Genomic DNA, 26180 nt, shown 5'->3' on the forward strand with positions numbered 1-26180 from the left:
CGACGCACTGAGCACACGAGCACACGACGCACCGAGAGACGTACTGAGAACGGAGAACAGTCATGGCCCAAGCCGCAGCCGTGGCGAAACCGCCCGCGCCACCCCGGCGGCGCCGTGCCTCCGCCACGCCCCGCAGACTGCCGTACCTGCTGATCGCGCCGGCGGCCCTGCTGATGCTGGGCTTCATCGCCTACCCGGTCATCAGCGTCTTCTACTACAGCCTGCAGAACTACAACCCCACCAAACCGTGGCGCAACGGTTTCGCGGGCTTCGACAACTTCGTCCACGCCTTCACCGACGACCCGCAGTTCTGGGACACGCTGACCTTCAGCGCCCAGTGGGTCTTCGTCGAGGTCGGACTCCAGCTGCTGTTCGGTCTGGCACTGGCGCTGATCGTCAACCAGACCTTCGTGGGGCGCTCGCTCGGCCGCGCGCTGGTCTTCTCCCCGTGGGCCGTCTCCGGGGTGCTGACCTCCGCGATCTGGGTGCTGCTCTACAACTCCCAGACGGGTATCACCCGTTACCTCGCGGACATGGGAGTGGGCGAGTACGGCACCAGCTGGCTGTCGGACACCTCCACCGTCTTCCCGGCGGCGATCATCGCCGACCTGTGGCGCGGTGTCCCCTTCTTCGCGATCCTCATCCTCGCCGACCTCCAGTCCGTCTCCAAGGACCTGTACGAGGCCGCCGAGGTCGACGGCGCGAGCCGGATCAAGCAGTTCTGGCACATCACCCTGCCCCACCTGAAGGACGCCATCGTCCTGTCCACGCTGCTGCGCGCGGTGTGGGAGTTCAACAACGTCGACCTGCTCTACACGCTCACCGGCGGCGGCCCGGCGGGGGAGACCACGACTCTCCCGCTCTACATCGCCAACACCAGCGTCGACGCACACAACTTCGGCTACGCGTCCGCCCTCACCACGGTCGCGTTCGTGATCCTGCTCTTCTGCTCGATGGTCTATCTGCGGCTCAGCAAGTTCGGAGGGGGCGACAAGTGATCACCAAGGAGGCCACCGAGGTCACTCCCGTCCCCGTGCGCGTGAGCGAGGCGTCCGACCGGCGTCCGTCCCGGCACCGGCGTGCCTGGGACGAGGCCCCGCGCTGGCAGATCTACCTCCCCCTGTCGATCTACCTGGTCTTCACCCTCGTCCCCTTCTACTGGATCCTCCTCTTCGCGCTGCGCCCGGCCGGCTCGACCTCGCTGGTGCCCTGGCCGATGACCTTCGAGCACTTCGAGAAGGTCTGGAACGAGCGGGACTTCGCCGTCTACTTCCAGAACAGCGTGATCACGGGCGTGGCGACCCTGCTCCTCACCACCGGTGTCGCCCTGGCCGGCGGCTACGCCCTCGCCCGCTTCGACTTCAAGATCAAGCGCGGCTTCATGCTCGCCCTGCTGTGCACCCAGTTCGTGCCGGGCGCGCTGCTCCTCGTACCGCTCTTCCAGATCTTCGCCGAACTCAAGATGATCAACTCGCTGGGCAGTGTCATCATCGCCGAGACGGTCTTCCAGCTGCCCCTGTCGATGATCCTGATCAGCGGTTTCATCCGGAACGTGCCGTACTCCCTGGAGGAGGCCGCCTGGGTCGACGGGTGCAACCGGCTCACCGCCTTCCGGATCGTCGTCCTTCCGCTGCTGCGGCCCGGACTGATCGCCGTCGGCTCCTTCGCCTTCGTGCACGCCTGGAACCACTTCCTGTTCGCCCTGATGTTCCTGTCCGACCAGACCAAGCAGACGATCCCCGTCGGCCTCAACACCCTGATGAGCGCGGACAGCGTCGACCTGGGCGCGCTGGCCGCGGGCGGCATCATCGCCGCCGTCCCCGTGGTGCTCGTCTTCGCCTTCATCCAGAAGTGGCTGATCACCGGCTTCAGCGCAGGGGCGGTGAAGGGATGAGGGCGCGTGGGATCGCCGCGCTGACAGCCGCGCTGGGACTGCTCTGCGTGCCCGCGCGGGCCGAGGCCCGGGACATCTCCCGCGACACCCTCGCCACCGACGACGGCTGGGCCGCGTACGGCACCGGCACCACCGGAGGCGCGGCGGCCGACGACGCGCACGTGTACACGGTCACCGACCGCGCCGGACTCGTCCGCGCCCTGGACGGCGGCAGCGACACCCCGAAGATCATCAAAATCGCCGGGACGATCGACGCCGGCACCGACGACGAAGGCCACCGACTGGACTGCGCCGACTACGCCACCGACGGCTACCGGACGAAGAAGTACCTCGCCGCCTACGACCCGCGCACCTGGGGCTCCGCCAAGCCGAGCGGCCCCCAGGAGGAGGCCCGCCAGGCGTCGGCGGCCGCGCAGGCCGAGCGGATCGTGCTGACCGTCGGCTCGAACACCACCCTCGTCGGCCTCGGTGACTCGGCCGTCCTCAAGGGCGCGAGTCTCCAGGTGAGGAATGCGGACAACGTCATCCTGCGCAACCTCGACCTGCGCGACGCCTACGACTGCTTCCCCGTCTGGCAGCCCAACACCGGGGGTCTCGGCGACTGGAAGACGGCGTACGACAACATCTGGCTGACCGGCGCGACCCACGTCTGGGTCGACCACGTCACCGCCTCCGACCAGGGCCGGCCCGACTCCGCCGAGCCCACCTACTTCGCCCGCAACTACCTGCGCCACGACGGCCTGCTGGACATCACCAACGGCTCCGACCTGGTCACCGTCTCCTGGAGCCGGTTCGTGGGCCACGACAAGGCGATGCTCATCGGCAGCGGCGACACGGCCACCGGCGACCGCGGGAAGCTCCGGGTGACCCTGCACCACAACCAGTTCGAGTCCGTCGTCCAGCGCGCGCCGCGCGTCCGCTTCGGGCAGGTGCACGTCTACGACAACCGGTATGTCGTCCCCGAGGGCGCCGAGTACCGCTACTCGCTGGGCGTGTCGACCGAGTCGGCCGTCCACGCCGAGAACAACGCCTTCCACACCCCCGCACACGTCGAGGTCGCCGACCTGGTCAAGAGCTGGAACGGCACCGCCCTGCACCAGAGCGGCACCCTCTTCAACGACTGGCCCGTGGACCTTCTCGCCATCTACAACGCCTACAACAGCGGCAGCGAGCGCGACCTCACGGCGGACGTCGGCTGGGCGCCTACCCTGCACGGAAAGATCGACAGCGCCGCGGTGGCCGACCGCGAGGTGGCACGCGGCGCGGGCGCAGGGAGGATCCCATGAGCACCGCCGAACCGATGAGCGGCCCGGTCCCGATCGTCCTCGCGGGCGCGCGCGGCCACGGCCGCTGGCACCTGGACAACATCCGCCGGCTCCAGGACAAGGGCATCGTCCGCCTGGCGGGTGTCTGCGAGCTGACCCCGCTGACCCCGGCGGAGCTCCCCGAGGGCCTCGGCGCGCCCGAGCAGTCCGCCGACTTCGCCGCGCTGCTGGACACGACCGGCGCCCGGATCGCCGTCGTCTGCACCCCGATCCCCACCCACACCGACCTCGCCCTGATCGCGGCGCGCAAGGGTGTGCACCTGCTGCTGGAGAAGCCGCCCGCCCCCTCCTACGCCGAGTTCCGCCGGATGGCGGACGGGGTCGCCGAGGCGGGCGTGGTCTGCCAGATCGGCTTCCAGTCGCTGGGCTCGCACGCCGTGCCCGCGATCCGCGCGCTGATCGAGGACGGAGCGGTCGGCGAGGTCGCCGGGGTGGGCGGCGCCGGGGCCTGGGCGCGGCCCGAGGCGTACTACCGGCGGGCTCCCTGGGCGGGCAGGCGGCGGATGAACGGCGTCGAGGTGATCGACGGGGCGCTCACCAACCCGCTCGCGCACGCCGTCGCCACCGCCCTCGCGCTGGCCGGCGCGACCCGCGCCACCGATGTCACCGGCATCGAGACCGAACTGGCGCACGCCAACGCCATCGAGTCCGACGACACCTCCTGCGTCCGCGTCACCACGGCCGGCGGCCGCGAGATCGTCGTCGCCGCCACGCTGTGCGCCGAGGACCCCGACGACCCGTACGTCATCGTGCACGGCAGCCGCGGCCGGATCACCTACTGGTACAAGCAGGACCGGGTCCTGCTCCAGCGGGCCGGCCACGGCCCCGAGGAGTTCGAGTACGGCCGCACCGACCTGCTGGAGAACCTCGTCGAGCACCTCACCGACGGGACGGAGCTGCTGGTCCCGCCCGCCGTGACCGAGTCGTTCATGCGGGTCGTCGAGGCGATCCGGGTCGCCCCCGACCCGGTGCAGGTGCCCGACGACGCCTGGCGCCTGCTGCCCGGCGAGGAGCGGCGGGTCGTCCCCGGCATCGACGGTCTCGTGGCGGCCGCCGCCGACACCCTGGCCCTCTACTCCGAACTGGGCGCCCCCTGGGCGTTCACGACCGCGCACCCGAAAGAGGTGAGCCCCTGATGACCGCAACCGCACCCGGCGCACCGGTCGTCCTGCGTGTCGCCGGCCGTCCGGTCGCCCGCTACGTGACCCGGCCCGAGCTTCCCGCCCGGCTCTCGCCGCGCCCCTGTCTGCACCCCGTCACCACCCTGGCCGGCACGGCGGTCACCGAACTGAGCCCGGCCGACCACGCACACCACCTCGGCGTCGGTGTAGCCGTACCCGACGTCGAGGGGTTCAACTTCTGGGGCGGACGCACCTACGTCCGGGACCAGGGCCCGACCGAGCTCGACAACCACGGCATCCAGCGGCACGGCTCCTTCCAGCTCCGCGACCCGGACGGATTCGTGGAGGAACTGCGCTGGGTCGCCGCGGGAACGGAGCTGCTGCGCGAGCGCCGTACGGTCGCGGCCACCGAACTCACCGACACCGCCTGGGCGCTGGACTTCACCTTCTCCCTGACCAACATCACCTCGGGTCCGCTGTCCATCGGCAGCCCGGCGACCAACGGGCGCCCCGGCGCGGCCTACGGCGGCTTCTTCTGGCGGGCCCGGAAGGAGGACGCGGCTCCCGAGGTCTTCACCGCCGGCGCGGAGGGCGTGGCGTCCGTCCACGGCACTCGCGCCGACTGGCTCGCGCTGACCGGACGGGGGTCCTCCCCCTCGGGCGGAGCCGAGGGCGGGGGCGACTGGACCCTAGTCTTCGCCGGCGCCACCGGCACGACCCGCCGCGACCCCTGGTTCGTCCGCACCGCCGAGTACCCGGGCGTCGGTTCCTCGCTGGCCTCCGAGGCGAGGCTGCCGGTACCGCCCGGCGAGACGGTCGTACGCCGGATCGTCACCGTCGTCGCCGACGGCCGCCCGGACCGGGACGAGGCGGCGGCACTGGTCCGGAAGGCGGTCAGCCAGTGACGCACGAGACGTACACCAACCCGGTCCTGAACGCCGACTGGTCCGACCCGGACGTGGTGCGGGTGGGCGACGACTTCTACCTCACCGCCTCCAGTTTCGGCCGCGCCCCCGGCCTGCCCCTGCTGCACTCGCGCGACCTGGTCGGCTGGACGCTGATCGGCCACGCCCTCGAACGTCTCGAACCGGCGGCCGAGTTCAGCTCCCCGCGGCACGACTGCGGGGTCTGGGCGCCGTCCCTGCGGCATCACGACGACCGCTTCTGGATCTTCTGGGGCGACCCCGACCAGGGCATCTTCCAGGTCAACGCCCCGCAGATCAGGGGCCCTTGGACCCGCCCACACCTGGTGAAGGAGGGCAAGGGGCTCATCGACCCCTGTCCCCTCTGGGACGAGGAGACGGGCGAGGCGTATCTGGTGCACGCCTGGGCCAGGTCCCGCGCGGGCATCAAGAACCGGCTCACCGGTCACCGGATGCACCCGGAGGGGACGGCCGTCCTCGACGAGGGCAAGGTGATCGTCGACGGGGACCGCATCCCCGGCTGGTTCACCCTCGAAGGGCCGAAGCTCTACCGGCACGACGGCTGGTTCTGGATCCTCGCGCCCGCCGGGGGAGTGGAGACCGGCTGGCAGGGCGCCTTCCGGTCCCGGGACTTCTTCGGCCCCTACGAGGAGCGGATCGTCCTGGAGCAGGGGGACACCGAGGTCAACGGTCCCCACCAGGGCGGCTGGGTGCGCACCGGGTCCGGCGAGGACTGGTTCCTGCACTTCCAGCAGCGCGGCGCGTACGGCCGTGTGGTCCATCTCCAGCCGATGCGCTGGGGCACGGACGGCTGGCCGGTGATCGGCGACGAGGGCGCCCCCGTGCCCGAGCACCGGCGGCCCGGCCTGCCCGCGGGACCGCCGGCGGCGCCCGCCACCGACGACGACTTCCCTGGCGGGCGCTTCGGCCGCCAGTGGTCGTGGACGGCCAACCCGCAGGACGGCCTCGCCACCCAGCACTCCGCCGACGGACTGCGCCTGACTTGCGTGCGGACGTCCGACGCGCATGATCTGCGCACCCTGCCGAGCATCCTCACGCAACGGCTCCCTGGTCTTCCGTCCGCCGTGGAGGTGGAGCTGGAACTGCACAGTGAGGAGCCGGGAGCCCGCGCCGGACTCACGGTCCTCGGGGACGCCTACGGCTGGATCGGGCTTCAGCGGGGCGGCGACGGGGCGGTGCACCTCGTGCACCGATTCGCCGAACCAGTCGGCACGGGCGCACCTCCCACGCCTTCCGGGCAGTGGGGGAGGGAGCGGGACGCGGCCCACCCGAGGCTCGCCCCCCGGGGGAGTGCCCGCCTGCGGATCGAGATCGGCGCCGGCGCTCGCTGCCGTTTCGCGTACGACATCGGCGACGGCCTGCGCCACTCGGGTCCCGTGTTCACCGCCACCCCCTGGCGCTGGGTCGGTGCCCTGCTCGGCCTCTTCGCCCTCGCGCCCGCCGGAACCGGGCACGCGGGAGCGGCCACCTTCGGCGCGTTCCGGATCAGCCCGCTCCGCCCGCTCTGACGCATCACCGGACTCATCACTTCTGTACGCCTGTCGGGAGCCGCAATGACGCACTTCCCCAGCAAGCGCTTGCCGAGACCGCGCGAAGACCGCGGATCGGCGACCCGGTCACGCCGTCCGGCCCGCGCCCCCACCCGTCCTTCCGGGCACCGGCTGACGCCGTGCCCGGCGGCGGCCCCGCGGGCGGCGGAGAGCCGCACGTCCGCGGCAACCGCACCCACCGACCCCCACAACTTCATATCTCCGTCGGGATCCAGAAGAAGAGAGCCGAACACATGAAGAGCAGCATCCGCAGAAGCAGGCGCGTCGCCCTGGCCGTCGCCCTGGGCTCCGTGCTCGCGCTGACCGCCACCGCCTGCGGCGACGACGGCAGCGGCGGCACGGGGGACAAGGGAGGCGAGGGCTCCGGCAAGGGGGAGATCACCTTCTGGGACAACAACGGCGGTGTGCGTACCGACGTGTGGAAGGAGATCATCGCCGACTTCGAGAAGGCGAACCCCGACATCAAGGTCAACTACGTCGGCGTGCCGGCCGACAGCGTCCAGTCCAAGTACGACACCGCCATCCAGGGCGGCGGGCTGCCCGACGTCGGCGGCGTGGGCACCGCGATGCTCGCCGAGGTCGCCGCGCAGGGCGCCCTCGAACCGCTGGACAGCCGGATCTCCGAGAGCGCGCTGAACGGCAAGCTCAACCAGAAGTTCCTGGACGGCGTCAAGGCGGCGGGCATCGACGGCAAGACGTACTCGGTGCCGACCTCCGCGAACAACGGCACGCTCTGGTACCGGACCGACCTGTTCCAGCAGGCCGGACTCGACGCGCCGACGACCTGGACGAAGTTCTACGAGGCCGCCGACAAGCTCACGAACAAGGACAAGAACGCCTTCGGGTACACCATCCGCGGTGGCGCGGGGTCCATCGCCCAGGCACTGGACGCCACCTACGGGCAGAGCGGCATCACCGAGTTCTGGAACGGCGACAAGACGACGGTCGACGACCCGAAGAACGTGGCCGCGTTGGAGAAGTACGTCGGCCTGTTCAAGAAGAACACCCCGTCCGCCGACGTCAACAACGACTTCACCAAGATGGTCGCCCAGTGGGACTCCGGCACCATCGGCATGCTGAGCCACAACCTGGGCTCCTACGGCGACCACGAGAAGGCGCTGGCCGGCAAATTCAGGGGCATCCCGGCACCGACGCAGGACGACGGCACCCGGGTGCAGGTGTCCAACCCGGTCGACGGGCTCGGGCTGTTCAAGGCGAGCAAGAACAAGACCGCCGCCTGGAAGTTCATCGAGTTCGCCGCGTCGCACGCGTCCAACAGCAAGTGGAACGAGACGGCGGGCCAGGTCCCGGCGAACTCCGAGGCCGCGCAGGACGCTTGGGTGCAGTCCTCGGAGGCGACGAAGCTGGCCGCCGAGGCGCTGGCGGGTACCAGCACCAAGATCGTGCAGCTGCCCTACTACCTGCCCGACTGGAACACCATCTCCAAGGCGGACAACGAGCCGAACTTCCAGAAGGTGCTGCTCGGGAAGATGAGCCCCAAGGACTTCCTGGAGACGCTGGCCGAGCAGCTGAACGCGGCTCAGGCCGACTGGAAGAAGAACCACGCGTAGTCCGAGCGGCTTCGGTCGCGGGGAACTGCGGGCCGGCCCGGCCCGGCGCGCAGTTCCCCGCCTCCTCGGGCATGTCCCGAGGCATCCACTGAACCCCTGTCGAAAGGTCCTCTCGTGTCCCTCACCCGCAGGCAGGTCACCTCGGCGGCGCTCGCCGCCGTCCCGCTGGGCGTGGCGGCCGCCGGGCCCGCCCGGGCCGGGGCCCGCAGGCCCCGCACGCTCTTCATCGCCGGCGACTCCACCGCCGCCCAGAAGTACTCCGACGCCGCGCCCGAGACCGGGTGGGGCATGGCGCTCCCGTTCTTCCTGCACAAGGACCGGCCCGTCGCCAACCACGCGGTGAACGGGCGCAGTTCGAAGAGCTTCGTCGACGAGGGCCGGCTCGACGCCGTCCTGGCCGCGATCCGGCCGGGCGACCTGCTCCTCGTCCAGTTCGCGCACAACGACGAGAAGACCACCGATCCGGTCCGGTACACCGAGCCCTGGACCACCTACCAGGACTACCTGCGGATGTACGTGGACGGCGCCCGTGCGAAGGGTGCGCGGCCGGTGTTCGCCACGCCCGTCGAGCGCCGCCGGTTCGACGCCGAGGGCAACGCCGTGCCGACGCACGGCGAGTACCCGGCCGCCATGCGCGCGCTCGCCGAGGCGGAGCGGGTGGCGCTGCTCGACCTCCAGGCGCTGTCGCTCGCGCTGTGGCAGCGACTCGGCGTCGAGGAGACCAAGACGTACTTCAACTGGACCGACACCGAGCAGGACAACACGCACTTCAATCCGCCGGGCGCGATCGCCGTGGCGCGGCTCGTCGCCCGGGAGTTGCTGCGGACGCGGGTGCTCGCGCCGCGTGACGTCGTGCGGCTGCACGACGAGATCCCCACGTCCTGGATCACCTGGCCCGCACCGCTCGCCTAGGGGCAGCACCGCCCATCAGGGGCCGGCTCGCACGGCTCGCGCAGGACCCGCACGCCATTCGTCACAAGAGGAGACCCGTACAGTGCGTACACAGATATGTCATGGACGCGTCATAGCTGCCCTGGTGGGCTGCACCGCGCTGGTGCTGTCCGTCACCGGCACGGCGTCCGCCCAGGCCGACGCCCACGCCCGCTCCTCGTCCCGCGACCTCGGCCGGCAGGTCCTGGGCGCGAACGACGGCTGGGCCTCCTACGGGACGGGCACCACGGGCGGGTCGGCGGCCGACGCCGACCACGTGTACACCGTCACCACCTGGGCCGGCTTCAAGGCCGCCCTCGCCGCCGGCGGCAGCGCGCCGAAGATCATCAAGGTGAAGGGCGTCATCGACGCGGTCGCCGAGGGATGTGACGCCTTCGCCGCACCCGGCTACGACTTCGACGCCTACCTCGCCGCGTACGCGCCCGAGACCTGGGGGCTCGACACCGAGCTGAGCGCCGAGCCCGACGACAGCCCGGAGGGGCTGCGCCGTGCCTCCGCCGCCGCCCAGGACACGGCCATCAAGGCGAACATCCCGGCCAACACCACCATCGTCGGCATCGGCAAGAACGCCGGCTTCAAGGGCGTCAGCCTGCAGATCAAGGCCGTCGACAACGTGATCATCCGGAACCTGGCCTTCGAGTCGCCCATCGACTGCTTCCCGCAGTGGGACCCGACCGACGGCGACAAGGGCAACTGGAACTCGGAGTACGACACGGCCGTCGTCTACGGCTCGACCCACGTGTGGCTGGACCACAACACGTTCACCGACGGATCGCACCCGGACAGCGCCGCGCCGACCTACTTCGGCATGCTGTACCAGCAGCACGACGGCGAGCTGGACATCGTTCGGGGCGCCGACTACGTCACCGCCTCCTGGAACGTCTTCACCGACCACGACAAGACGATCCTCATCGGCAACAGCGACAGCGAGTCGACGGCCGTCGGCGACCGGGGGCACCTGAAGGTGACCTTCCACCACAACCGGTTCTCGAACCTGGTCGAGCGCGCCCCCCGGGTCCGCTTCGGACAGGTCGACTCCTACAACAACCACTTCGTCGCCGACGACGCCTTCGCCTACAGCTTCGGCATCGGCAAGGAGTCCCAGCTCGTCGCCCAGCACAACGCGTTCACGCTGCCGGCCGGGGTCGCCGTGGGCAAGGTGCTGAAGCGGTGGAACGTGGCGCCGCTCACCGCCGACGACAACTACGTCAACGGCCGGCTCACGGATCTGATCGCCGTGCACAACGCGGAGATCCCGGCCGAGGTCCTGGCGTCCGGCGCGGGCTGGACGCCGACCCTGCGCACCAAGGTCGACCCGGCGAAGGCGGTCCCCCGGATCGTCGACTGCGGCGCGGGCGCCGGACGCCTGGGCTGACCCTCCCACGACGGCCGGGGCGGGCGACGCCCGTCGTCCCCCCGGCCCCCCTCAGCAGAGCCGCACTGCCAAGGAGCACCCGCATGCCCTCGCCCCGACACCCCCGAGACCCTCGACCCCCGCTCTCCAGAAGGGGATTCCTGACGGCCACCGCCGGCACGGCCGCCGCCCTCGGCCTCGCCGCCGCACCCGCGCGGGCCGGCACCGCGCGGCGCGGCCCGTTCGGCCGCCACGGCTCACCGGCCGCCCGCCTCACCCCGCGAACCCTGTACGTCGACCCGCTGGGCCGGGGCGACTTCACCGGCCTCCGGGACGCCGTCGCCGCCACCACCGGCAGCGGCTGGACCCTGGTCCTCGCCCCCGGCACCTACCGGGAGACCGTCGCCCTCGACGCCACCCGTACCGAGGCCACCTGGATCGGCGCGTCCGAGGACCCCCGTGACGTCGTGATCGTCTACGACAACGCGGCCGGCACCGCCAAGCCCGGCGGCGGCACCTACGGCACCACCGGGTCGGCCACCACCACCGTGCAGGCCGACGGCTTCACCGCCCGCTGGATCACCTTCGCCAACGACTGGCTGCGCGCCGACCACCCCGACATCACCGGCACCCAGGCCGTCGCCATCAAGGTGCAGGGCGACCGCTCCGCCTTCCACCACTGCCGTTTCCTCGGCCATCAGGACACCCTGTACGCCGACTCCCTCGCCCTCACCGCCTTCGCCCGGCAGTACTACGCGCACTGCTATGTCGAGGGAGACGTCGACTTCGTCTTCGGCCGGGCCACGGCCGTCTACGAGCACTGCCACTTCCGCACCCTGGACCGCACCGACCTGGCCGCCGCCCCCTACGGCTTCGTCTTCGCGCCCTCCACGGCGGGCGCCAACCCGCTCGGCTACCTGGTCGTCCGGGGCCGGATCAGCAGCGAGGCACCCGACGCTGCCTACAAGCTGGCCCGCCCCTGGGTCCCCAGCTCCGACACCACCGCCCGTCCGATGCTCACCGTCCGCGACACCCGCCTGGACGCCGGGATCGACGCGGTCGCGCCGTACACGAACATGTCGGCCTCCTTCCCGTGGCAGGACCAGCGGTTCGCCGAGTACCGCAACAGCGGGCCGGGCGCCCGGATCACCGTCCCCGAGAACCGCCCCCAACTCACCGCCGAGCAGGCCCGGTCGGCGACCCGGGGCGCCTACCTGGGCGACTGGGAGCCCTGGAAGGGGGAGTGCTGAGATGCTGCGCCGACGCACCCTCCTCGCGGGCATCACGGGCACGGCCCTGCTCACCGCGACCCCGGCCCGCGCCCGGTCCGGCCACGTCCTGCACGTGCGCCCCGGCGACTCCCTCCAGGCCGCCGTGGACGCCGTCGACGGCCCCGGCCGGACGATCGTCGTGCACCCGGGGACCTACCGGGAAGTCGTCAACGTACCCGTCAGCAAAGGGGAGTTGACGATACGCGGCGCCTCCCGTGATCCGCGTGCCGCCGTGCTCGTGTACGACAACGCCAACGGGACCGCCAGGCCCGACGGGTCCGGCACCTACGGCACCGCCGGCTCGGCGACCTTCACCTCCGCCGCGCCCGGCCTCACCGTCCGCGACCTCACCCTCGCCAACGACTGGCTGCGCGCCGATCACCCGGAGATCACCGGCACCCAGGCGGTGGCCGCCTACGTCACCGGCGACCGCACCCACTTCGACCACGTGCGCCTCCTGGCCCACCAGGACACCCTGTTCGCCGACACCACCGCGCTGGACACCTTCGACCGGCAGTACTTCCACCGGTGCTACGTCGAGGGCGACGTCGACTTCGTCTTCGGGCGCGGCCGGGCCGTCTTCGACGCCTGCCACTTCCACACCCTCCGGCGGGACGTGACCTTCACCCCCAAGGGCATGGTCTTCGCCCCCGCCACCGCCCGGGCCAACCCTTACGGCTTCCTCGCCCTGCGCGGCCGGATCACCTCCGGCGCCGAGGACGCCGCGTACAAGATCGCCCGCCCCTGGGTGCCGTCGTACGAGACGACCGCCTGGCCCTCGCTCGTCGTACGGGACACCTGGATCGGCCCCGGCATCGACGCGGTCGCCCCGTACACCAACATGCGCGACGCCTACCCGTGGCAGACCATGCGCTTTCGCGAACACGCCAACTCCGGCCCCGGTGCGGCGATCCCGGTACCGGAGAACCGCCCGCAGCTGACCACCGACGAGGCGGCCCTCCACACCCGGCGGACGTATCTGGGCGACTGGAGGCCGTATGGACGCCCGTGAACCGGCGGTCGGGCGGCGGGCGTTCGTGGTCGGCACCGGGGCCGCGCTCCTGACCGGGTCCGCCGCCGAGGCGCGGGCAGCCACCGCCGGGGCGCGGGCCGCCCCCGACGCGCAGGCAGCTGTCGTGGACGGGCCGCTGCCGGACTTCCACCCCGCCCTCAAGGCCGAGCTGACCTTCCCCCTGGCCTGGGGCAGGTCCCCGATCCGCGACTTCCGCGCCTGGCGCCGGGCCGCCCGCGCCAAGGTCGAGGAGCTGCTGCTCGTCGGGCCGCAGGACCGGACCCCGTACGCCCCCGAATTCAGCGACCGGCACCGACAGGACGGCTACACGTCCGAGTTGGTGACGCTCTCCCTCACCCGTCACGACCGCGTCCGCGCCGCGCTGCTCACCCCGGACGGCCCCGGCCCCTTCCCGGCCGTGCTGCTGCTGCACGACCACGGGGCGAAGTTCGACATCGGCAAGGAGAAGCTGGTCCGCCCCTGGTACGACGACACCCGGCTCGCCTCCGCGCAGGGCTGGTCGGAGCGGTACTTCAGCGGACGCTTCGTCGGCGACGAACTGGCCCGACGGGGCTACGTCGTGCTGTGCGCGGACGCCCTCGGCTGGGGTGACCGCGGCCCCCTCGCCTACGACCAGCAGCAGGCCCTCGCCTCCAATTTCTTCAACCTCGGCTCCTCGCTCGCCGGACTGATGGCCCGCGAGGACGCCCGGGCCGCCGGGTTCCTGGCCGGACTCGACCGGGTCGACCGGGGCCGGGTCGCGGCCGTCGGGTTCTCCATGGGCGCCTTCCGCGCCTGGCAGGCGGCCGCGCTCACCGAGGACCTCGCCGCCGCCGCGGCCGTCTGCTGGATGACCGGCCTGAAGGACATGATGGTGCCCGGCAACAACACCCTGCGCGGGCAGTCCTCGTACTACATGCTCCACCCCGGTCTTCCCCGGTTCCTCGACTTCCCCGACGTGGCGAGCATCGCCGCACCCAGGCCGATGCTGTTCTTCGACGGCGGGCTCGATCCGCTGTTCCCCGCCGACGGCGTCCGCGCGGCCCACGACCGGCTGCGGACCGTCTGGCGCTCCCGTCACGCCGAGGAGCGGTTGCACCTGAAGAGCTGGCCCGACCTCGGCCACGTCTTCGTCGACCGCATGCAGGACGAGGTCTTCGGCTGGCTCGACACCGTCCTGTGAACCGTTTTTCCGCCCCCTCCCCATGAACGACGAAAGGACCCGCACTCCATGTCTCGTCGTACCGCTCTCACCGCCGTCGCCGCCCTCACCCTGGGCGCCGGACTCGCCGCCCTCCCCACCCAGGCCCAGGCCGCCACCGTGGTGGTCAGCAACTCCACGGACCTGTCCAACGCCATCAAGAACGCCACCGCCGGTACGGTCATCCAGGTCCGCGCCGGCACCTACTACCCGACGACCACCCTCCAGTCCACGGCCAACGGCACCTCCTCGGCGCCCGTCACCCTCACGGCGTACGGCTCCGAGACGGTGAAGATCGACGGCTCGTCACTGCCCGACGGGGACTGGATCTTCAAGCTGACCGCCGACTACTGGAACGTCTCCAACATCACCTTCCAGAACTCCCCGGACAGCGCGGTCGTCTGCCAGTCCTGCACCGGCACCAACTGGAACAACATCAAGACCATCAACGGCGGTGACTCCGGCTTCACCCTCACCGGAGACGGGACCGTCAACAACACGGTCAGGAACATCGACTCGTACGGCCACTACGACGCCGCGAACCACGGCGAGAACGCCGACGGCGTCGCCGTGAAGTTCGGCTCCGGCACCGGCAACCTGATCACCGGCGCCCGCCTCTACAACAACTCGGACGACGGCATCGACTTCTGGTCCTTCTCCTCGCCCGTCACCATCGAGCACACCTGGTCCTTCGGCAACGGCGTCAACCGCTGGTCCGACTCGGCCTTCGCGGGTGACGGCAACGGCTACAAGCTGGGCGGCGACGGCGAGGTGGTCGCGCACGTCGTCAACAACTCGGCCGCCTGGGGCAACGCCGGAAACGGCTTCACCGAGAACTCCAACACCGGTGCCATCGTCATCAACCGCACCACCGCCTACGCCAACAGCAAGTGGGGCTACTACTTCGCCACCAGCTCCGCGAAGCTCGGCAAGAACCTGGCCGTCGGCAACGGCGGCGGCTCGGTCAGCAAGGGTTCGTCGGTCACCTCGGCCGGCAACAACTGGGACTCCGGCATCGCCACGCCCGCCTTCAAGTCCACCGACGCGAGCTCCACGTACAACGCGCGCAGTTCGAGCGGCACCCTGCCCGCGACCACGTTCCTGACGACGGGTTCGACGACCATCGGAGCGACCATGAACTGACCCGCCGGGCCTCCACCGGCCCGCCCTGCGCCCGACCCGGCAACCCGCCTCGATCGCTTGACCCGTTTTTTGCCCGCGAACGGGTCTCGATCGGGCAACGGGTCTCGCGCTCGGCCGCGTGACGCGCGTAGAAAACGTGTCATGCATAAGCCACTGCGCATCGCGGCCATCGCCGCGGCCTGCGCCGTCGCCGGCGCCGCCCTGTACGGCGCCGGCGCGGCCACGGCCGGCCAGTCCACGGCCAACTCCACCCACGAGCCCTACAACATCGGGCTCCTGGTGAAGGACATCGACACCTACTACGGCACCGCGCCGGACGCGAACGGCGTGTACCAGGCGTCGCCGACCAGCCCGTACGCCAAGGACCTCGCGAGCATCGACAAGGCCGCGAGGAAGTACATCGACCAGGCCGCCCGCAAGGCCGTCCACAAGGGCGAGAAGCCCGCGGTCGTCTTCGACATCGACGACACGCTGCTGCTCAGCCTCGACTACGAGAAGCGGTACAACTACACGTACAACAGCGCCAGCTGGGCGGCCTATGTGAACAAGGCCGACCGCCCGGCGGTGTTCGGCAGCCCCGAACTCGTGCAGTACGCCGAGAAGAAGGGCGTCGAGGTCTTCTACAACTCGGGCCTCGCCGAGGCGCAGCGCTCCGCCGCCGTGGAGAACCTGAAGAAGATCGGCGCCGACGTCAACCTCGACGCCGACCACATGTTCCTCAAGAACGCGGCCACCCCGCCGTCGTACCTGAGCGGCTGCGCCACCCCGGGCACCTGGACCTGCACGACCGTCCAGTACAAGTCCGGCACCCGCAAGCACATCGAGCGCGACCTCGGCTTCGAGATCATCGCGAACTTCGGCGACCAGTACTCCGACCTCGACGGCGGCTACGCCGACCGGACGTACAAGCTGCCGAACCCGACGTACTACGTCGGCTGACGCAACTTTTTCGATCGCTTTCGGTGGCACGGCAACCTGGTGCGGCCACGGTGACGACTGAGGTGCGGAAACGGGCCGGGGCGGCCCCTCCGGCCCGTTTCCTCCCTCACTCCCTCACCGGAAGGAACGCCCCGTGCGCATGAGCACCGGACGCCACCGCAAGACCCGTGCCCTTTCGATCGCCGCCGCGGTGGCGCTCTCGGCGGGGGCGGGCGGCGTCTACCTCGGCCTGTCCGACGGCCACGCCGAGGCGGCGTCGTCGACGGTCACCGTCTCCACCACCGCCCAGTTGGAGTCGGCGGTGCGCGGGGCGGTCGCCGGCACGGTCATCCAGGTCCGCGGCGGCACGTACTACCCGACGGCCACCCTGAAGTCGACGGCCAGCGGCACGAGTTCGTCCCGCATCACGCTCCAGGCGTACGGCGGCGAGAAGGTGAGGATCGACGGTTCCAAGCTGCCCGCCGGCTCCTGGCTCGCCGGGATCTACGGCAGCTACTGGACCGTGCAGAACCTCACCTTCCAGTCCTCCCCGGCCCAGGGCTTCGTCGTCACCTCGTCGACCGGCGGCGTCTTCAGGAACCTGGTCACCGGCGGCAACGGGGACTCCGGCTTCACCCTGCGCGGCGACAACACGGTGAACAACCTCGTGCAGAACCTGGACAGCCACGGCAACTACGACGCCGCGGGCCACGGCCAGAACGCGGACGGCATCGCCATCAAGTTCGGCTCCGGCAACGGCAACAGGATCACCGGCGCCCGGCTGTACAACAACTCGGACGACGGCCTCGACCTGTGGCAGTTCTCCACGGCGGTCACCATCGAGCACTCCTGGGCCTTCGGCAACGGCAAGAACCGGTGGAGCGACCCGGCGTTCGAAGGCAACGGCAACGGCTTCAAACTGGGCGGCGGGGGCGTGGCCGTCGCGCATGCCGTCAACAACAACGCCGCCTGGGACAACACGCTGAACGGGTTCACCGAGAACTCCAACACCGGGGCGATCCTGCTGAACCGCAACACCGCCTACGCCAACACCGAGGCGGGGTTCTACTTCGCCACCGGCAAGGCCCGGCTCGCCCGGAACCTCGCGGTCGGCAACAAGGGCGGCCCGGACAAGCTGGGTTCGTCGACGGTCTCCGCGGCGAACAACTGGGACGGCGGGGTGTCCACGCCGGCGTTCACCTCGACCGACGCGACGACGGCGTACGGCGCGCGGAAGGCAGACGGCTCACTGCCCGCGACGACCTTCCTGACCACCGGCTCGACCACCATCGGCTCGACGATGAACTAGCTCGTCACACGGGCTGCGGGGTGGTCTCGCGCGCGGTATGCGGCGCGCGCCCACCGGGCCGGTCGGTCCGTCGAGGAGCCCCGAGCGCGGCCCATGGCCGGCTCCGGGCCATGTGCGCCGTCTCTTCCCGGGCGGGTGCCGACCGGGCCCGCTCGTCAGGAATCGCCCTCGTCGTCCTCGTGGGAGGCGAAGTCGCCTCCCACGGAGCCCTGTTGCCCGTCCGTCCCGCCCTTGACCGCGTAGCTGTCGTCCTTGGCGTCCCGGCCGCCGCGGTCGTGGTCGTACTGCCCGGCGAACACCCACTCGCCCTCGGCGACCGTACGGCCCTCCTTGAGCACCCAGGTGTAGACCAGGAAGCCGTCCCGCTCGGCCACCGAGAACGTGAAGTCGTCCTCGGGCAGCGAACGCCAGGCGCCCGCCGACGAGACCCCGCCGGTCTGCGCGACCTTCAGCTGCACGGTCAGTTCGGTCAGTGCCTCGGACGTCTTGATCGTGACGTTGCTCTGCGCCCAGAAGTCGTTGCTGTGCGGGTCGACCGAACCGTCCGACCACAGCGGGCCGTCCTCGGCGTCGGTCGTCTCCGGCAGCAGCGTGGCCGCGGGAGCGGAGGGCTTCGCGGAGTTCCGCGGCGGGGAGGTGCTCGGCTTCGCCGGGTCCTTAGCGCCGCCGCCGGAACTCGGCGTGGCCTTGGGCGAGACCGGAGGCCGGCTCGTCGCGTCCGGGGACTCGACCGGCGGCGGGGAGACGGAGACCGTCTGCTGCGCCGGGGGGTCGTCCTTCACGGCGGACGCCACCGCGTAGCCGCCGACCGCGAGCATGCCCGCGACCGCCGCCGTGGCGCCGACGATCCGTGCCCAGCCCCACAGGGCCGGGCGGCTCGCCCGGTGGTCGGACCGCTCCTGTCCCGCTCCCTGACCCGCCATGCCGCGCTCGACGCGGGCCAGGATGTGCGCCCGGTCGGGTTCGTGTGCCTCGGCCGCCTCGTGCAGCCGGGCGCGCAGATCGTCGTGCACGTCCCGCCGCATCGTCATCGGTCCCTTCCCGAGGCCGAGGCCTCACGGGTGCGCGCCATCGCGGGCATCTTGAGCGGAGCCCCCTTGGCGCCGAGCAGTTTCTGGAGCTCGGCCATCCCCTTCGAGGTCTGGCTCTTCACCGTACCCACCGAGACCCCCAGGGCGAGTGCCGTGTCCTTCTCCGACAGGTCGAAGGCGTGCCGCAGCACCACACAGGCCCGTTTGCGGAACGGAAGTCTACGCAGCGCCGACTGGACGTCCACCGCGCCGGCGATGTCGGGGTTCTCCGTCTTCTCCTCGCGCTGCGACCAGAACAGCGCGACCCTGCGGCGCTCGCGGACGGCGCTGCGGATGCGGGTGCGGGCGAGGTTGGCGACGACACCGCGGGCGTACGCCACCGGATGGTCGGCCGCGCGCACCCGGTCCCAGCGGTTCCACAGCGCGAGCAGCGCGTCCGCCGCGAGATCGTCCGCGGCGTCCGCCTCACCGGTCAGCAGGTGGGCGAGACGGGCCAGTTCGGCGTAGTGGCGGTCGAAGAAGGCATGGAATTCCACGGAGGCGGCGTCGTCGACGACTGTGCCCACGGGTGACCTCTTCTCCGAAACGACCGGTGTGGCTGTGGGGGTCGGGCTGTGCGTGTCATGTGAATGACATGGGGATGCCCCGAGGAGGTGACGGGGCGAGATCGGGAAGCGTAGCAGTGATCGACTACTCGGTCTGGTACAGGGGTTCGAACATCATGGGGCAGGCCGGACGACTCCGGAGTCCGATTCCGTAACACGGCGAAAACCTGAAGACGGTTCAACGCGGGAACAATCCAGCCAGCATCCGCACCCAGATCATTCAGGCACCTAGGAGCACCAGCCATGTCCGAGACGCAGAAGACGGCCGACCGGCCGGGTACCGCGCCACCCGCGGCGAACAGCGTCGACCGGTACTTCAGGATCTCCGAGCGGGGATCCACCTTCGGCCGGGAGATACGCGGCGGCTTCGCCACGTTCTTCACCATGGCCTACATCCTTGTCCTGAATCCCATCATCCTGGGCAGCGCCAAGGACAAGTTCGGGCACCAGCTCGACACCGTCCAACTGACCACCGCCACCGCCCTGGTGGCCGCCGTGATGACGATCGTCATGGGCGTCGGCGGCAACCTGCCCCTCGCCCTCGCCGCGGGCCTCGGCCTCAACGCGGTCGTCGCCTTCCAGATCGCCCCGCTGATGAGCTGGGACGACGCGATGGGCCTCATCGTGCTCGAAGGCCTGTTGATCTGTGTGCTGGTGGTGACCGGTCTGCGGGAAGCCGTCATGCACGCCATCCCGCAACCGCTGAAGCAGGCGATCAGTGTCGGCATCGGCCTGTTCATCGCCTTCATCGGCTTCGTCGACGCCGGCTTCGTCAGCCGTATACCCGACGTCGCGCACACGACCGTCCCGGTACAGCTCGGCGGCACCGGCACCCTCACCGGCTGGCCCGTGCTCGTCTTCTGCCTCGGCGTGCTGCTGACGATCGGTCTGCTGGCCCGCAAGGTCAAGGGCGCGATCCTGATCAGCATCGTGGCGATGACGGTCCTCGCGATCGCCGTCGACTCGCTCGCGGACGTCACGTCCTGGGGCCTGACCACGCCCTCGTGGCCCGACAAGATCGTCGACGCCCCCGACTTCGGACTGATCGGCCACTTCAGCCTGTTCGGCGCTTTCGGCGAGACCGGCGTCATCACCGTCGTCCTGCTGATCTTCACCCTGATCCTGTCCGACTTCTTCGACACGATGGGCACCGTCGTCGGCATCAGCGCGGAGGCCGGACTGCTCGACGAGAAGGGCGACGTGCCCCACCTCGGCCGGGTGCTGCTCATCGACGGCGCGGCGGCGGTCGCCGGCGGCGCGGCCTCGTCGTCCTCCGCGACCTCCTACATCGAGTCGGCGGCCGGCGTCGGCGAGGGGTCACGCACCGGCTTCTCCAACCTGGTCACCGGCTCACTGTTCGCGCTCGCCCTGTTCCTGACCCCGCTCCTCACCATCGTCCCGCTCCAGGCGGCCGCCCCCGCGCTCGTCGCCGTCGGCTTCCTGATGATGACCCAGGTCAAGAACATCGACTGGGACAAGTACGAGATCGCGATCCCGGCGTTCCTCACCATCGCCGTGATGCCGTTCACCTACTCGATCACCAACGGCATCGGCGCGGGCTTCGTCGCCTATGTCCTCATCAAGACGGTGCTCGGCAAGGCGAAGGAGGTCCACTGGCTGCTGTGGGGGGCCTCGGCACTGTTCCTGGTGTACTTCGCGATCGACCCCATCGAGCAGGTGCTGGGCGTGAAGTAGAGCGCCCGCGAGGCGCGGGGAAACCGCGCGACCGGCCCGGATCCGCGGGCCGGTCGCGCGCTCACCTCAGCTCTTCAGCGCCGCCTGCATCATCGCCTTCGCGACCGGCGCCGCCAGCCCGTTCCCGCTGACCTCGGACCGAGCCGCGTCGGACTGCTCGACCACGACCGCCACGGCGACCTCCTTGCCGGAGGAGTCGGACTTCCCGTACGACGTGAACCAGGCGTACGGGGCCTTGCTGTTGTTCTCGCCGTTCTGGGCCGTGCCCGTCTTGCCGCCGACGGTGACGCCGTCGATGAGCGCGTTCGTGCCGGTGCCCTTCTCGACGACCGTCTGCATCGCCGACCGCAACTGCTCGGCGGTGGAGGAGCTGACGATCCGCGTGCTCGACGCCTCGTCGTCGTAGTCCTCGAGGACGTCACCGCCGCCGTCGGTGACCTGGGCGACCATGTGCGGCGAGACGAGCTTGCCATCGTTGGCGAGGGCGGCCGACACCATGGCCATCTGCAACGGTGTCGCGGTGACGTCGAACTGGCCGATGCCGGTCAGGGCGGTGGACGACTCGTCCATGTCGGACGGGTACACGCTCGGGTACGCGCGCACCGGCACGTCCTGGCTGTCGTCGTCGAAGCCGAACTTCTCGGCCGTCGCCCTCAGCTTGTCCTGGCCGAGCTCGACGGCCATGTGCGCGAACACGTTGTTGCAGGAGTACTGCAACGCGACCCGGATCGTGGCGTTCTCGCAGGGCGCGGACGTGTTCTCGTTCTTCAGGACCGTGCGGGTGCCCGGCAGGGTGTAAGGGTCCTCGCTGTCGGTCTTCTCGTCCACCGACGCGTACAGCCCGTCCTCCAGCGCGGCCGCCGCCACGACCAGCTTGAACGTCGAACCCGGTGCCAGCGGCTGCCGCAGCGCCCGGTTGGTGAGCGGCTTGTCGGAGTCGGCGTTGAGCTTCTTCCAGGCGGTCCCGGCGGTGTTGGCGTCGGTCAGCGTCGAGGGGTCGTACGAGGGCGTCGACACCACCGCGAGGATCTGCCCGGTCGTCGGGTCGATCGCGACGGCCGCGCCCTTCTTGTCACCGAGCGCCTCGTACGCCGCCTTCTGCACGTCCGGGTCGATCGTGGTGATCACGTTGCCCGGGTCCGCCCGCTTGTCGGTGACCGTGTCCAGCGCGGTCTTCAGGCGGGTGTCCGTGCCGTTGAGCAGGTCCGCGTAGATGCCCTCCAGCTGGGTGGGGGCGTAGCTCTGCGAGGCGTAGCCCGTCACCGCCGCGTACAGCGCGCCGTCCGTGTACGTGCGCTTGTATCTGAGGTCGCCGCCCGTGGTGACGGCCGATCCGGTGATCGCCTTTCCGGCCACGATGATGTTCCCGAGCGGCTCCGCGTACGTCTCGATCGCGTTGCGCCGGTTGTCCTTGTCGTCCGCGAGTGCCTGGCCCTCGTAGAACTGCACCCAGGTCGCCCGGATCAACAGGGCGAACACCAGCAGCAGCGCGAAGACCGAGGCGCGCCTGATCGTCTTGTTCATTGCGAACAGAAGGACGAACGGGATGAAGGCAATCGTTCCCGTCCGCCCGATTTCTCATCGGCCGTTCATCTGAGGCCGGTTCAGGTCTCCAGGCGCAGCACGATCTCCTCGATCTCACCGCCCCGCGCGTTCGCGTAGCCGGTCGCCCGGGCGGTGGGCCGGAAGCCGCACTTCTCCAGGACCCGCAGGGAACCCGCGTTGTCGGCCGCCGCCCGCGCGAACAGCGGCCGTTCCGGGACCTCGGACACCAGCGCCCGCAACGCCTGGGTCGCGATGCCCCGACCCCAGTAGGCGCGGTCCACCCAGTACGTCACCTCGCGCTCGCCCGGCTCCCCGTACACCGCAGCGCTGCCGACGACGTCCCCGTCGGCCAGGATCGTGCGCGGTACGGCGGACGAGGCGCGGATCCTCGACCACTGGGCGTCGAAGGCGTCGCGGTCGGTCGGGTCCTGCGCGGTGAACGCGGCCATCCGGAGGGACTCGGGGTCGTTCGTCTGCCGGAAGAACACCGGCAGATCGCTGTCGTGGACCTGGCGCAGGGTGATCAGCATGCGTCAGAGCCTACGGGTGGCCAGGGTGAGCCGGTCGCGAGCGTCGAACAGCGCGTCCTTGACCATCTGCTCGTGCGCCGGGGTGAGCCTCGCCACCGGCACCGAGCAGCTGATCGCGTCCCGGGCCGGCGTGCGGTACGGGATGGCGACGCCGAAGCAGCGCAGGCCCAGCGTGTTCTCCTCGCGGTCCACCGAGAAGCCCTGCTCGCGGATCTGGTGCAGCTCCTCGATGAGCTTCTCGCGGTCCGTGATCGTGTGCTCGGTCAGCCCCGGCAGCGTCTCCGGCAGCAGCTTGCGGACCTGCTCGTCGGAGTAGGTGCTCAGCAGTGCCTTGCCCAGGGAGGTGGAGTGGGCGGGCAGGCGGCGGCCGACCCGGGTGAAGGGGCGCAGGTAGTGCTGGGACTGGCGGGTGGCGAGGTACACGACGTTCGTGCCGTCGAGCCGGGCCAGGTGGATGGTCTCCGTGGTGTCGTCCGAGAGCCGGTCCAGGGTGGGGCGGGCGGCCGCGACCACCTCGTCGCCGTCGATGTAGGACGTGCCGACGAGCAGCGCCCGCACCCCGATGCCGTACCGCGTGCCCGTCGCGTCCGTCTCCACCCAGCCCAGCTCCACCAGGGTGCGCAGCAGCATGTAGAGACTCGACTTGGGGTAGCCGACGGCCTCCTGGACCGACGCCAGAGAGTGCATTCCGGGGCGGCCGGCGAAGTATTCCAGCAGCTCAACCGTCCGCACCGCGGACTTGACCTGCGCCCCGCCCCCCGTCTCGCCAGCCGACATCGCCCTTGACCCCTTCGTTCGACGGGAAATACGCTCCGACAGCATATTCATCATCAGAGACAGCGTTCAGTATATCGAACGACCCTGGTGAAAGATCCAGTACCAAACGTGGTCAGAACCAAGCGTGGAGGGACCCGCGGTGGCAGCAGCACCAGTCTGGAGTGTCGACCCCCGAACCGGGAAGCAGCGTGAACAGGTTGCGGTGGAGGCCACGGCCCAGGAGGTCGACGCCGTCGTCCGCGCCGCGCACGAGGCGCGCGGCTTCCTCGCCGACCGTACCGTCCGCGCCGCCTTCCTGCGTTCCGCCGCCGACCGGCTCCAGGCGGCCAAGGACACGCTCGTGGAGGTGGCCGACGCGGAGACCGCGCTCGGCCCGGTCCGGCTGACCGGCGAGCTCGCCCGCACCTGCTATCAGCTGCGCGCGTTCGCCGACATCGTCGACGAGGGCGCCTTCCTCGACGTGGTCATCAGCCACCCCGACGACACGGCGACCCCGCCCATCCCCGACCTGCGCCGCTACAAGGTGCCGCTCGGGGTGGTGGCCGTGTACTCGGCGTCCAACTTCCCCTTCGCCTTCTCCGTGGCCGGCGGCGACACCGCGAGCGCGCTCGCGGCGGGCAACCCGGTCGTCGTCAAGTCGCACCCCGACCACCCGGGCCTGTCCGAGCTGGTCGCCAAGGTGCTGCGCACCGCCGCGGACGAGCACGGCATCCCGGCGGGCGTGCTGGGACTGGTCCACGGCTTCGAGGCCGGCGTCGAGCTGATCAGGCACCCGCTGGTCGCCGCGGCCGGTTTCACCGGGTCGATCCGGGGCGGGCGCGCGCTGTTCGACGCTGCGGCGGCCCGTCCGGTGCCGATCCCGTTCCACGGCGAGCTGGGGTCGCTGAACCCGGTCGTGGTGACCGAGGCGGCCGCCGCCGAGCGGGCCGAGGCCATCGGCGCCGGCCTCGCCGGGTCCATGACGCTGGGTGTCGGCCAGTTCTGTGTGAAGCCCGGCCTCGTGCTGGTGCCGTCCGGCGCGGCCGGCGACGGGCTGGTCAAGTCGCTCACGGACGCGGTCAGCGACACCGACGCGGGCGTGCTGCTCGACCACCGGATGCGCGACAACTTCATCGCCGGGGTCGCGGAGCGTGCCGAGCTGCCCGACGTGGACTCGCCGGTCACGCCCGGTGCGGGCGGGGAGCACACCGTCAGCGCGGGCTTCCTGACCGTGCCGGCCTCGCGGCTGACCGCCGAGGGCGCGCACGACCTGCTGCTCGAGGAGTGCTTCGGACCGGTCACCGTCGTGGTCCGCTACGACGACGACGGCGAGGTCAAGGCGGTGCTGTCGCGCCTGCCCGGAAACCTCACGGCGACCGTCCAGCTGTCCGAGGAGGAGGCCGCGGGCGAGGGCCGGGGCGGGGAGATCCTCGCCGAGCTGACCCCGCTGGCCGGACGCGTGCTGGTGAACGGCTGGCCCACGGGCGTCGCCGTCGCGCCGGCGCAGCACCACGGCGGGCCGTACCCGGCCACCACCTCCACGTCCACCTCGGTCGGCGGGACCGCCATCGAGCGGTGGCTGCGGCCGGTCGCCTACCAGAACGCTCCCGCGGCGCTGCTGCCCGTGGAGCTGCGGGACGAGAACGAGCTGGGGCTGCCGCGCCGGTTCAACGGGCGTCTGGAGCGGTAACGCTCCGCGCGGGTGCCGGCGGGTGCCTTCGTGGGGTGCGGTGGATCGGCGCGTGCACGGCCGTCGTGGCTTCTCGCGCCGTTCCCCGCGCCCCGCGGGTCGCGGCACCCCTGAGATGATGACGTCATGGACGTCTCGCTTCCCGAACTGCCCTTTCCCCTGCGTACTTACGGGCCCGACGGGCACTGGTCCCATGAGGACGGGGTGCTCACCGGATGGGCCGGGGCCCGGCAGGACCGGTTCGTGCCGCCCACCGGGGACGGGCTGGAATCCGCCTCCGACGCGCCCCGGCTGCTGGGGGCGCCGGAAGGCGACTTCCAGCTCATCGCACGCGTCACCGTCGGCTTCAACTGGGCTTTCGACGCCGGGGTGTTGTACGTCCACGTCGGTGAGCGGGCCTGGGCCAAGCTGTGCCTGGAGTACTCCCCGGACGTGGCCACCGTCTGCACGGTGGTCACCCGGGGGCACTCCGACGACGCCAACTCCTTCACCGTGGAGGGGAGTTCGGTCTGGCTCCGGGTGAGCCGGACCGGCCGTGCCTTCGCCTTCCACGCCTCCCGGGACGGCAGACGGTGGACCTTCGTCCGCCTGTTCACGCTGGGCGGGGAGAAGGAGACCGGCGCGGCCCTGGTCGGTTTCATGACGCAGTCGCCGATGGGTGAGGGGTGTGTCGTGACGTACGACCATCTCGAGTTCAGGACCGAGTGGCCGGACGACCTGCGGGACGGAAGCTGACCGGCCGGAACCGGGGGCAGGGCCCGCTC

At 70.8% G+C, this 26180-nt stretch carries 23 protein-coding genes; 18 read left to right on the forward strand and 5 right to left on the reverse strand.

Features of this window, described 5'->3' with window-relative positions; all coding sequences use genetic code 11:
• Window positions 1–62: 62 nt before the first annotated feature.
• The 15 genes from OG440_RS28735 (at window position 63) to OG440_RS28805 (ending at window position 17564) form a co-directional block, all read left to right on the forward strand.
• Window positions 63–998: a carbohydrate ABC transporter permease gene (locus tag OG440_RS28735; protein WP_406009671.1), complete on the forward strand. Its 936-nt coding sequence runs from the start codon at window positions 63–65 to the stop codon at window positions 996–998.
• The gene (locus OG440_RS28740; RefSeq protein WP_406009672.1) at window positions 995–1894 is read left to right on the forward strand and encodes a carbohydrate ABC transporter permease; all 900 of its coding nucleotides are present in this window, start codon (window positions 995–997) and stop codon (window positions 1892–1894) included. The genes OG440_RS28735 and OG440_RS28740 overlap by 4 nt, the downstream gene beginning before the upstream one ends.
• Window positions 1891–3180 carry a polysaccharide lyase family 1 protein gene (locus tag OG440_RS28745; protein WP_406009673.1) on the forward strand — a complete coding sequence of 430 codons (1290 nt, stop codon included), beginning with the start codon at window positions 1891–1893 and terminating at the stop codon, window positions 3178–3180. Before OG440_RS28740 ends, OG440_RS28745 begins: the two co-directional genes overlap by 4 nt.
• Window positions 3177–4355 (forward strand): Gfo/Idh/MocA family protein, encoded by a 1179-nt coding sequence (locus tag OG440_RS28750; RefSeq protein WP_406009674.1) that lies wholly within the window; start codon window positions 3177–3179, stop codon window positions 4353–4355. The genes OG440_RS28745 and OG440_RS28750 overlap by 4 nt, the downstream gene beginning before the upstream one ends.
• Entirely contained in the window at window positions 4355–5245 is an 891-nt protein-coding gene (locus OG440_RS28755) for a PmoA family protein (protein WP_406009675.1), read from the forward strand. The genes OG440_RS28750 and OG440_RS28755 overlap by 1 nt, the downstream gene beginning before the upstream one ends.
• Window positions 5242–6792, forward strand: a complete 1551-nt coding sequence (locus OG440_RS28760; protein ID WP_406009676.1) for a family 43 glycosylhydrolase — start codon at window positions 5242–5244, stop codon at window positions 6790–6792. The genes OG440_RS28755 and OG440_RS28760 overlap by 4 nt, the downstream gene beginning before the upstream one ends.
• Window positions 6793–7067: 275 nt before the next feature.
• Window positions 7068–8405 (forward strand): ABC transporter substrate-binding protein, encoded by a 1338-nt coding sequence (locus tag OG440_RS28765; protein ID WP_406009677.1) that lies wholly within the window; start codon window positions 7068–7070, stop codon window positions 8403–8405.
• 114 nt (window positions 8406–8519) lie between these two features.
• A complete protein-coding gene (locus tag OG440_RS28770; protein ID WP_406009678.1) occupies window positions 8520–9317 on the forward strand; it encodes a rhamnogalacturonan acetylesterase in 798 nt (265 codons plus the stop codon).
• An 82-nt stretch (window positions 9318–9399) separates the two neighbouring features.
• Complete coding sequence (locus OG440_RS28775) at window positions 9400–10731, forward strand: polysaccharide lyase family 1 protein (protein ID WP_406009679.1); 1332 nt, start codon at window positions 9400–9402, stop codon at window positions 10729–10731.
• Between the two features lie 83 nt (window positions 10732–10814).
• Window positions 10815–11960, forward strand: a complete 1146-nt coding sequence (locus tag OG440_RS28780; protein ID WP_406009680.1) for a pectinesterase family protein — start codon at window positions 10815–10817, stop codon at window positions 11958–11960.
• 4 nt (window positions 11961–11964) lie between these two features.
• Complete coding sequence (locus OG440_RS28785; protein WP_406011486.1) at window positions 11965–12993, forward strand: pectinesterase family protein; 1029 nt, start codon at window positions 11965–11967, stop codon at window positions 12991–12993.
• Window positions 12980–14176: a dienelactone hydrolase family protein gene (locus OG440_RS28790; RefSeq protein ID WP_406009681.1), complete on the forward strand. Its 1197-nt coding sequence runs from the start codon at window positions 12980–12982 to the stop codon at window positions 14174–14176. The genes OG440_RS28785 and OG440_RS28790 overlap by 14 nt, the downstream gene beginning before the upstream one ends.
• 48 nt (window positions 14177–14224) lie before the next feature.
• Window positions 14225–15337, forward strand: coding sequence for a right-handed parallel beta-helix repeat-containing protein (locus OG440_RS28795; protein ID WP_406009682.1), 1113 nt, complete (start codon window positions 14225–14227; stop codon window positions 15335–15337).
• A gap of 141 nt (window positions 15338–15478) precedes the next feature.
• Window positions 15479–16276: an HAD family acid phosphatase gene (locus OG440_RS28800; protein ID WP_406009683.1), complete on the forward strand. Its 798-nt coding sequence runs from the start codon at window positions 15479–15481 to the stop codon at window positions 16274–16276.
• 133 nt (window positions 16277–16409) lie between these two features.
• Entirely contained in the window at window positions 16410–17564 is a 1155-nt protein-coding gene (locus OG440_RS28805) for a right-handed parallel beta-helix repeat-containing protein (protein WP_406009684.1), read from the forward strand.
• Between the two features lie 155 nt (window positions 17565–17719).
• Here the strand turns inward: OG440_RS28805 and OG440_RS28810 are convergent, their stop codons facing one another.
• Window positions 17720–18595 carry a hypothetical protein gene (locus tag OG440_RS28810; RefSeq protein WP_406009685.1) on the reverse strand — a complete coding sequence of 292 codons (876 nt, stop codon included), beginning with the start codon at window positions 18593–18595 and terminating at the stop codon, window positions 17720–17722.
• On the reverse strand, window positions 18592–19161 hold the full coding sequence (locus OG440_RS28815; RefSeq protein ID WP_406009686.1) for a SigE family RNA polymerase sigma factor: 570 nt from the start codon (window positions 19159–19161) through the stop codon (window positions 18592–18594). The genes OG440_RS28810 and OG440_RS28815 overlap by 4 nt, the downstream gene beginning before the upstream one ends.
• A 282-nt stretch (window positions 19162–19443) precedes the next feature.
• Here OG440_RS28815 and OG440_RS28820 point away from each other — a divergent pair, with 282 nt between their 5' ends.
• Window positions 19444–20895 (forward strand): NCS2 family permease, encoded by a 1452-nt coding sequence (locus OG440_RS28820; protein ID WP_406009687.1) that lies wholly within the window; start codon window positions 19444–19446, stop codon window positions 20893–20895.
• Between the two features lie 66 nt (window positions 20896–20961).
• Here the strand turns inward: OG440_RS28820 and OG440_RS28825 are convergent, their stop codons facing one another.
• From OG440_RS28825 to OG440_RS28835, 3 genes are all read right to left on the reverse strand, one after another.
• Window positions 20962–22419, reverse strand: a complete 1458-nt coding sequence (locus tag OG440_RS28825; protein WP_406009688.1) for a peptidoglycan D,D-transpeptidase FtsI family protein — start codon at window positions 22417–22419, stop codon at window positions 20962–20964.
• Between the two features lie 80 nt (window positions 22420–22499).
• Window positions 22500–22970 carry a GNAT family N-acetyltransferase gene (locus OG440_RS28830; RefSeq protein ID WP_406009689.1) on the reverse strand — a complete coding sequence of 157 codons (471 nt, stop codon included), beginning with the start codon at window positions 22968–22970 and terminating at the stop codon, window positions 22500–22502.
• 3 nt (window positions 22971–22973) lie between these two features.
• Entirely contained in the window at window positions 22974–23747 is a 774-nt protein-coding gene (locus tag OG440_RS28835; protein WP_406009690.1) for an IclR family transcriptional regulator, read from the reverse strand.
• Window positions 23748–23886: 139 nt separating this feature from the next.
• Here OG440_RS28835 and OG440_RS28840 point away from each other — a divergent pair, with 139 nt between their 5' ends.
• Entirely contained in the window at window positions 23887–25416 is a 1530-nt protein-coding gene (locus OG440_RS28840) for an aldehyde dehydrogenase (NADP(+)) (RefSeq protein ID WP_406009691.1), read from the forward strand.
• A gap of 126 nt (window positions 25417–25542) precedes the next feature.
• A complete protein-coding gene (locus tag OG440_RS28845) occupies window positions 25543–26151 on the forward strand; it encodes a DUF1349 domain-containing protein (RefSeq protein WP_406009692.1) in 609 nt (202 codons plus the stop codon).
• Window positions 26152–26180 lie beyond the last annotated feature (29 nt).

The organism is Streptomyces sp. NBC_00637 (assembly GCF_045161545.1).
In the GTDB taxonomy this organism is placed as follows: Bacteria; Actinomycetota; Actinomycetes; order Streptomycetales; family Streptomycetaceae; genus Streptomyces.

Coding starts and splice junctions, on each gene's coding strand:
- OG440_RS28735 (WP_406009671.1), top strand. CDS start 63: ATGGCCCAAGCCGCAGCCGTGGCGAAACCGCCCGCGCCACCCCGGCGG.
- OG440_RS28745 (WP_406009673.1), top strand. CDS start 1,891: ATGAGGGCGCGTGGGATCGCCGCGCTGACAGCCGCGCTGGGACTGCTC.
- OG440_RS28750 (WP_406009674.1), top strand. CDS start 3,177: ATGAGCACCGCCGAACCGATGAGCGGCCCGGTCCCGATCGTCCTCGCG.
- OG440_RS28755 (WP_406009675.1), top strand. CDS start 4,355: ATGACCGCAACCGCACCCGGCGCACCGGTCGTCCTGCGTGTCGCCGGC.
- OG440_RS28765 (WP_406009677.1), top strand. CDS start 7,068: ATGAAGAGCAGCATCCGCAGAAGCAGGCGCGTCGCCCTGGCCGTCGCC.
- OG440_RS28780 (WP_406009680.1), top strand. CDS start 10,815: ATGCCCTCGCCCCGACACCCCCGAGACCCTCGACCCCCGCTCTCCAGA.
- OG440_RS28790 (WP_406009681.1), top strand. CDS start 12,980: ATGGACGCCCGTGAACCGGCGGTCGGGCGGCGGGCGTTCGTGGTCGGC.
- OG440_RS28795 (WP_406009682.1), top strand. CDS start 14,225: ATGTCTCGTCGTACCGCTCTCACCGCCGTCGCCGCCCTCACCCTGGGC.
- OG440_RS28800 (WP_406009683.1), top strand. CDS start 15,479: ATGCATAAGCCACTGCGCATCGCGGCCATCGCCGCGGCCTGCGCCGTC.
- OG440_RS28810 (WP_406009685.1), bottom strand. CDS start 18,595: ATGACGATGCGGCGGGACGTGCACGACGATCTGCGCGCCCGGCTGCAC.
- OG440_RS28820 (WP_406009687.1), top strand. CDS start 19,444: ATGTCCGAGACGCAGAAGACGGCCGACCGGCCGGGTACCGCGCCACCC.
- OG440_RS28825 (WP_406009688.1), bottom strand. CDS start 22,419: ATGAACAAGACGATCAGGCGCGCCTCGGTCTTCGCGCTGCTGCTGGTG.
- OG440_RS28830 (WP_406009689.1), bottom strand. CDS start 22,970: ATGCTGATCACCCTGCGCCAGGTCCACGACAGCGATCTGCCGGTGTTC.
- OG440_RS28835 (WP_406009690.1), bottom strand. CDS start 23,747: ATGTCGGCTGGCGAGACGGGGGGCGGGGCGCAGGTCAAGTCCGCGGTG.
- OG440_RS28845 (WP_406009692.1), top strand. CDS start 25,543: ATGGACGTCTCGCTTCCCGAACTGCCCTTTCCCCTGCGTACTTACGGG.